This window comes from Nocardioides sp. CPCC 206348 (assembly GCF_048654705.1).
Lineage (GTDB): Bacteria > Actinomycetota > Actinomycetes > Propionibacteriales > Nocardioidaceae > Nocardioides.
This window is the reverse complement of sequence record NZ_JBMCZA010000177.1, coordinates 2,780-4,198: the sequence shown is the minus strand read 5'-3', so window position 1 is coordinate 4,198 and position 1,419 is coordinate 2,780. Positions and strand designations below refer to the sequence as shown.

Sequence of the window (1,419 nt, the reverse complement as noted above, 5' to 3'; positions counted from 1 at the left end):
GTACGGATCACGATCGGGCTGTCCACGACAGGTTCACCGGCGGCGTCGCGCCCGAACAGAGCGAGCGCGGCGCCGTAGTAGCCGCGACCCTCGGGCTCGTACTGCTTGATCAGCCGGCAGGCGTTCTCCACGGGCGAACCGGTGACCGTGGCGGCGTACATCGTGTCCCGCAGGACCTCGCGCACGTCGCGCGACGTACGGCCGGCGAGGAGGTACTCCGTGTGGATCAGGTGCGTCATCGGCTTGAGGAACGGGCCGAGCACCTGGCCGCCCTCGGTGCAGATGTCGCACATCATCTTGAGCTCTTCGTCGACGACCATGAAGAGCTCGTAGATCTCCTTCTCGTCCTTGAGGAACTCGGCGAGGCGCTCCTCCGTGCTGCGCGTCTCGCCGGCGGGCGGGCGCAGGTGGAAGGTGCCGGAGATGGGGTTCATCCGGACGTCGCCGCCGTGGACGCTGACGTGGCGTTCGGGGCTGGCGCCGACGAGGTAGCGGTCGCCGGTGAAGAAGAGGAACGTCCAGTACGCGCCGCGCTCGCGCTCGAGCAGGCGGCGGTAGACGGTGAGCGCGACGTCCGCACTCCAGTCGGCGACCACGGCTCGGTAGTTGCGGCCGATGACGAGGTTCGCGCCCTCGCCCTGGCCGATCTCCTCGCTGATGATCGACTCGACGACCTTGGCGTACTCGTCGTCGTCGGTGTCGAAGCCACCGCGGTCGGTGAACTCGACCGGCACCTCGTCGATCGCTGCGATCACGTCGGCGACGGAGAACTCGTGCTCGGCCTGGACGTCGACGACCACCAGCGGGGTGCCGTCGTCGTGTGCCTCGAACCCGCGCTCGGTGACCTGCCGGAACGGTACGGCGACCAGCCGGTCACAGATGTGCCCGACCTCGGGAACGCCGGTCTCGAGCGGGATGTCCATGATCGACTCGGCGGTGCTGCGGGTGCCGCCGAGCACGCCGACGGTGTCGCGATCACCTGCCCGGGTCGAGCGCCGGATGATCGCCCACGCCTCGTGCCCCTGGATGGCCGTGATGGCTTCCCGGGCAGTGAGGCTGGTGCTGGTCTGATCCGACATGGGTGAAGCCTATTCGGGGTGGACGGTGGGTCGCCGCCCGGTTTCGCCCTACGGCCGGGATCGGGGGTTCGGGTCGACCGGGCCGGCTGGGCTGTAACACGCTGTCCGCCCCTCTGGCCGACCGTTGCCCTCGCAAATTCGCGTCTGTGGCGGGTTGCTAGCACTGACATCGGTCGGGTAGTCGAGCGGACAGCGTGTTACAGCTCGCCCGCCCGCTCAGACGCCGAGGGCGAGGAAGGCCGCGGCGGTGGCGGCCTCGACCGAGCCGGGTACGGCGGCGCGTCGTACCTCATGCAGGGCGGTGGCCGGATCGCTGCCGGCGGCGAGGGCCGCGTGCAGG

General features: G+C 69.7%; 1 protein-coding gene. It reads right to left on the bottom strand.

Annotation, left to right across the window (positions count from 1 at the left end; genetic code table 11):
• Positions 1–1,079, bottom strand: a 1,079-nt coding sequence (locus tag ACOADB_RS14055) for a chorismate-binding protein (protein ID WP_378599668.1), incomplete at its 3' end; no start/stop codon positions are given.
• Positions 1,080–1,419 lie beyond the last annotated feature (340 nt).